The following is a 5,676-nucleotide window of genomic DNA, read 5'->3' on the forward strand; positions in this document are numbered from 1 at the left end:
GAGAATACGTCTTCGATTGGCAGCAGGAATGGCTTATCAATCGCACGCTCTGGTTCTGGGATGTAGTTATCCAGGTGACCAGCCAGTTCGATGATCTTAGCTTCCCACTCAGCGTCGCCCTGCAGTGCTTTCAGTGCAGAACCACGAACAACCGGGATGTCGTCGCCAGGGAAATCGTAAGCAGACAGCAGCTCACGCACTTCCATTTCAACCAGCTCCAGCAGCTCTTCGTCGTCAACCATGTCGCATTTGTTCATGAATACGATCATGAATGGAACGCCAACCTGGCGACCCAGCAGGATGTGCTCACGGGTCTGAGGCATTGGACCGTCAGTTGCAGCAACAACCAGAATCGCGCCATCCATCTGAGCAGCACCGGTGATCATGTTTTTCACATAGTCGGCGTGGCCTGGGCAGTCAACGTGCGCGTAGTGGCGAGTTGGGGTGTCATATTCAACGTGAGAAGTGTTGATGGTGATACCACGTGCTTTTTCTTCTGGTGCGTTATCGATCTGGTCGAACGCACGAGCAGAACCGCCGTAGGTTTTAGCCAGAACGGTGGTGATAGCAGCAGTCAGGGTAGTTTTGCCGTGGTCAACGTGGCCGATAGTACCAACGTTGACGTGCGGTTTGGAACGTTCAAATTTTTCTTTAGACATCGCTTGTCCCTCTAAGACACGGATTAATCGGTGATATCACCACATCAACCAGGCATTGCCTGAATCGTTGAATTTTAATGCACAGAGAAGAAGCAGGGAGGGAGATTTGAAAGTGGTGCTGATACCCAGAGTCGAACTGGGGACCTCACCCTTACCAAGGGTGCGCTCTACCAACTGAGCCATATCAGCACGGCTTGGAGCGGGCAGCGGGAATCGAACCCGCATCATCAGCTTGGAAGGCTGAGGTAATAGCCATTATACGATGCCCGCATCCTGGAACTCGGCTACCTGTTCTGTCTGTAGCTTTTGAACAACTCAGAAAAGATTTCCTTGTTGCTCAGCCATCACGCGTTTGCCTGATGACTTTGACTGTGCTTGAGCTCAGTCTGAAATCGTGATGAACAACCTATGGAGGTTGCCATCTTTCCGGTTGAGTCTTTTATCTCTCTTCCGGTTTCAACTCCTGAACACTGAGTCGAAATGGTGGTGGGGGAAGGATTCGAACCTTCGAAGTCGATGACGGCAGATTTACAGTCTGCTCCCTTTGGCCGCTCGGGAACCCCACCTGGGGTATTTCGTTACTTGATGGTGCCGGCTACCGGAATCGAACTGGTGACCTACTGATTACAAGTCAGTTGCTCTACCAACTGAGCTAAGCCGGCATCAAGTGGTGCGCATTCTAGGAAGACCTGAGGGAGGATGCAACAAAAAAATTGCGATAATTGTTCTTATGCTCACTATTTGTGCAAATCCTCTCAAATTAGCGAATTTACATACAAACTTCGTTTAAAGAAACACCAACCCTCTCTCCCCCTTAGCAGCAGGGGAACTCAGTGTATGAGGCTAAAATATCAAACCATTACGATTAAATGTGCAAAACTTCGCCTTCCACACAAAATGGGATATCGCTTTTGCGCTTAATCAGGTGGGCTTTCAATTGCCAGAGAAAAATATCATTAATGCGGGTGCGGCTGCGTTTGCATCTGTGCGTTATCTTTTTTCCTTCTTCTTCATGCCTGTCTGGTGGTAACCTCCGACAATTGTTTTATGAAATTTCCCTTAGTACGTCAGCCTGAAAACAACCGGAACATGTTGTCATTAATGGGCTAACGTATTGAAGGGTAAAAAATTGCTGGCAGAAGCACGCATATGAGAAAAAAAGACGCCTTGTTAACGACACCTTATCTGCATTTCAATCGTGGTCAGTGGGCTGCGCTGCGTAATTCGGTGCCAATGACGCTATCCGAAGATGAAATTGCACGTCTTAAAGGCATTAACGAAGATCTCTCCATGGAAGAAGTGGCAGAGATTTATTTGCCGTTGTCTCGTCTGTTGAATTTCTATATTAGCTCTAATTTACGACGTCAGGCGGTACTTGAGCAGTTTCTCGGGACCAATGGCCAAAAAATCCCTTATATCATCAGTATTGCGGGCAGCGTTGCAGTCGGTAAGAGCACTACAGCACGTGTATTGCAGGCGCTACTCAGTCGCTGGCCAGAGCACCGCCGAGTCGAACTAATTACGACTGATGGCTTCCTGCACCCGAATGCGGTGCTAAAAGAACGTGGTTTGATGAAGAAGAAAGGCTTCCCGCTCTCTTACGATATGCACCGTTTGGTCAACTTTGTCTCCGATCTTAAGTCGGGTGCCTCGCAGGTTACCGCTCCGGTCTATTCACATCTGATTTATGATGTGATTCCTGAGGGCGACAAAATTGTGCAGCAACCGGATATTTTGATACTTGAAGGTTTGAACGTGTTGCAGAGTGGCATGGACTATCCACACGACCCTCATCACGTCTTCGTTTCAGATTTTGTGGATTTTTCAATTTATGTCGATGCGCCAGAAGCACTTCTGGAACAGTGGTATATCAACCGTTTTCTGAAATTCCGTCAGGGTGCTTTTACCGATCCAGACTCTTATTTCCACCATTATGCGCAACTGCCAGAAGAAGAGGCGGTAGGGATTGCAACCCAACTGTGGAAAGAGATTAATTATTTGAATTTAAAAGAAAACATCATGCCAACGCGTGAACGAGCAAGTCTGATTATGACGAAAAGCAGCGATCATGCTGTCGATCTCGTCAGATTAAGAAAGTAACGAAGAGGGGGCGCAGTGAACTGCCCCCCCTCTGGTTTAATTCTGCGGTCGCAACGAAATCTCACCGCCAACCCAGGATTTTCTGACGCCATCCTGTTCCAGAATTAACCCCCCTTGCTGGTCAATCCCTCTGGCCGTTCCGAAGATCTCCCGATCACCAATCAGCAGTTTCACCGGACGGTCAATGAAGTTGTCTAAAAGTGCCCAGCGCTGCACGAAGGGTGCCAACCCCTCCTGTTCAAACTCCGCCAGTGCCGTTCGCATTTTATTTACTATCAGTGCTGAGAGTGCATTACGGTCGACATTAACATCCGCTTCCTGGAGATTAATCCAGCCCTGATTAATCACATCAGCACCTGGCGCACGCATGGCCAGATTAATACCGGCTCCAATCACGATCTGTGCAGCATCTCCTGTTTTACCCGTCAGTTCAACGAGGATGCCTGCCAGTTTACGATCATCAAGATAGATATCATTAGGCCATTTAACGCGAATACCTGGTGCTCCCTGTTCCTGTAATGCCTCTGCCAGCACGATGCCAATGACAAGGCTCAACCCCATCGCAGCAGCAGGACCTTGTTCAAGGCGCCAGTACATCGACAAATAGAGGTTCGCACCAAAGGGAGAAAACCACTGGCGTCCGCGCCTTCCACGTCCTGCCTGCTGATACTCAGCAACACACGCATCACCGGACTGTAGAGAGTCCATACGGTCAAGCAAATACTGATTAGTTGAATCTATCACCGGGATAACGGCCAGACGTCCCTGCTCAAGCTGGGCATTAATGACCTCTTCATTCAGCAGCTGCATCGGAGATGAGAGGCTATAGCCCTTGCCGGTAACAGTGAAGACATCAATACCCCATTCTTTCAGCGTCTGAATATGTTTATTAATAGCAGCACGGCTCATACCTAAATGCTCACCGAGATGCTCACCGGAATGAAACTCACCGTCGGCCAGAATACTCACCAGTTTTAAAGGCACGGTGTTATCTTTCATGCGATAACCTCCACAGCGTCTGTTTCACCCTGAGCGGCAATAAAGCGGACTTCCGGCTCCAACCACACATTAAATTTTTCTGCCACGCGCTGGCGCACGGTACGGGCCAAATCGACAATATCCTGCCCGCTGGCATCTTCAGCATTAATCAATACCAGTGCCTGTTGTTGATGCACCGCAGCGCCGCCAAGGCGGAATCCTTTCAGAGCACATTGATCGATCAACCAGCCAGCGGCTAGCTTCACGGTTCCGCCCTCCTGGGGATACTGTGGAATATCCGGGTACTTTATTTGCAGTGCCGCAGCAAGATCTGCGCTTACCAGCGGATTTTTGAAGAAGCTCCCTGCATTTCCTGTCACTTTAGGATCAGGCAGCTTACTACGACGCATATGGCAAACGGCATCAAAAACCTGCTGTGGGGTCACCTTTACAGGATCAAGATTGCGCAGGTCGCCATAGCTAAGCACCGGTTTCCAGTGTTTCGCCAGACGTAACCCTACTGCAACGATGGCATACCCTTCAGCGTAGCGATGTTTGAATACACTGTCGCGATAGCCAAACTGACACTCAGAAGCGGTTAGCCGCTGGCAAATGCCATCACCAAGGCTGACGATGTCCACATACTCACACACCTGATCCAGTTCGACACCATAAGCGCCAATATTTTGAATAGGTGCGGAGCCCGCACATCCGGGAATCAACGCCAGGTTTTCTAAACCAGCGAGATTCTGTTTCAGCGTAGTTTCCACCAATTGATGCCAGTTCTCTCCGGCACCCACGTGAAGACACCACGCATCACTCGTTTCTTCAACGTTGATGCCTTTGATACGGTTAATGATCACCTGACCGGAGAAATCTTCCAGAAACAGCACATTACTGCCTTCACCCAACAGCAATACAGGCTCATTTTGTTGGGTGCTCTGCTGCCAGCACCGGCAAAGTTCTTCAACGCTATTGGCCACGCTGATATGACTGGCATAGGCGTTAAGACCGAAGGTATTCCAGGATTTTAATGAATGTTGCTGGCGGGACATAATACGGCCTTCACAGAGTTAACTGTCAGATAGTGTACCCGATCCACCTTTGGAGGGTTGAGGATTTTCAGGTCATGAACAGGGATGTCTATCGATTCTGATTAACAGAATTTAAGGAATAGAGCTGGAAATATGCACGAACAAGGACGGGAAAATAGAGATAAACGACAAAAATACAGCAAAAATGGATGATGAAAAGACAAATCTGGCGTTGAAACGGTCAGAACTTGACCTTTTATAGCTAAACAGCAGACGAAAAAAAACCCCGGCCTTTCGGTCGGGGTTCTTTCTTCGTTTGATGCCTGGCAGTTCCCTACTCTCGCATGGGGAGACCCCACACTACCATCGGCGCTACGGCGTTTCACTTCTGAGTTCGGCATGGGGTCAGGTGGGACCACCGCGCTAAAGCCGCCAGGCAAATTCTTTGTGCTCTGTCCTGTGTCTTTTGTGCTCTGACTGCGTTGCCTGCGCTCGTAAGCTCAGTCACATACTTATCTATGCTCCTTCCCTCACTTCACTGGCCGCCTTGTCACAGCGCAAAATCCTTCGGACTTAATTCCGGTAACAAGCTGAAAATCTCTTTTGCGTCTCTCGAACGCCACCAGAACGCTTCTGGCGTTGTAAGGTTAAGCCTCACGGGTCATTAGTACCGGTTAGCTCAACGCATCGCTGCGCTTACACACCCGGCCTATCAACGTCGTAGTCTTCAACGTCCCTTCAGGGGTCTCAAGGACCCAGGGAGAATTCATCTCGAGGCAAGTTTCGCGCTTAGATGCTTTCAGCGCTTATCTTTTCCGCACTTAGCTACCGGGCAATGCCATTGGCATGACAACCCGAACACCAGTGGTGCGTTCACTCCGGTCCTCTCGTACTAGGAGCAACCC

General features: G+C 49.4%; 5 protein-coding genes, 4 tRNA genes and 2 rRNA genes. 2 read left to right on the forward strand and 9 right to left on the reverse strand.

Translation table 11 applies throughout. From position 1 onward, the window contains the following. The 5 genes from WH277_RS23375 to WH277_RS23395 all read right to left on the reverse strand — a co-directional run. Positions 1-659 (reverse strand): GTP-binding protein (locus WH277_RS23375; protein WP_339507135.1); only part of this gene is annotated, 659 nt, incomplete at its 3' end. Positions 660-772: 113 nt separating this feature from the next. Beyond that, positions 773-848, reverse strand: a tRNA-Thr gene (locus WH277_RS23380). A 6-nt stretch (positions 849-854) separates the two neighbouring features. Continuing rightward, a tRNA-Gly gene (locus WH277_RS23385) sits at positions 855-929 on the reverse strand. Positions 930-1,140: 211 nt separating this feature from the next. Continuing rightward, positions 1,141-1,225, reverse strand: a tRNA-Tyr gene (locus WH277_RS23390). A 20-nt stretch (positions 1,226-1,245) separates the two neighbouring features. Continuing rightward, positions 1,246-1,321 (reverse strand) — tRNA-Thr (locus WH277_RS23395). A gap of 209 nt (positions 1,322-1,530) precedes the next feature. Here WH277_RS23395 and WH277_RS23400 point away from each other — a divergent pair. Both WH277_RS23400 and coaA read left to right on the forward strand, forming a co-directional pair. Further along, positions 1,531-1,689 carry a hypothetical protein gene (locus WH277_RS23400; protein ID WP_339507137.1) on the forward strand — a complete coding sequence of 53 codons (159 nt, stop codon included), beginning with the start codon at positions 1,531-1,533 and terminating at the stop codon, positions 1,687-1,689. Positions 1,690-1,808: 119 nt separating this feature from the next. Then, entirely contained in the window at positions 1,809-2,759 is a 951-nt protein-coding gene (gene coaA, locus WH277_RS23405) for a type I pantothenate kinase (RefSeq protein WP_133847034.1), read from the forward strand. A gap of 36 nt (positions 2,760-2,795) precedes the next feature. On the opposite strand, the gene birA is transcribed toward coaA, so the two are convergent. The 4 genes from birA to WH277_RS23425 all read right to left on the reverse strand — a co-directional run. Next, positions 2,796-3,758, reverse strand: coding sequence for a bifunctional biotin--[acetyl-CoA-carboxylase] ligase/biotin operon repressor BirA (gene birA, locus WH277_RS23410; protein WP_133847033.1), 963 nt, complete (start codon positions 3,756-3,758; stop codon positions 2,796-2,798). Further along, complete coding sequence (gene murB, locus WH277_RS23415; RefSeq protein ID WP_133847032.1) at positions 3,755-4,792, reverse strand: UDP-N-acetylmuramate dehydrogenase; 1,038 nt, start codon at positions 4,790-4,792, stop codon at positions 3,755-3,757. The genes birA and murB overlap by 4 nt, the downstream gene beginning before the upstream one ends. A 300-nt stretch (positions 4,793-5,092) precedes the next feature. After that, positions 5,093-5,208, reverse strand: a 5S ribosomal RNA gene (gene rrf, locus WH277_RS23420). Positions 5,209-5,414: 206 nt separating this feature from the next. Further along, positions 5,415-5,676 (reverse strand): 23S ribosomal RNA (locus tag WH277_RS23425); the annotation flags it as partial.

Source organism: Erwinia sp. MYb416 (assembly GCF_037479575.1).
GTDB classification, from domain to species: Bacteria; Pseudomonadota; Gammaproteobacteria; order Enterobacterales; family Enterobacteriaceae; genus Erwinia; species Erwinia rhapontici.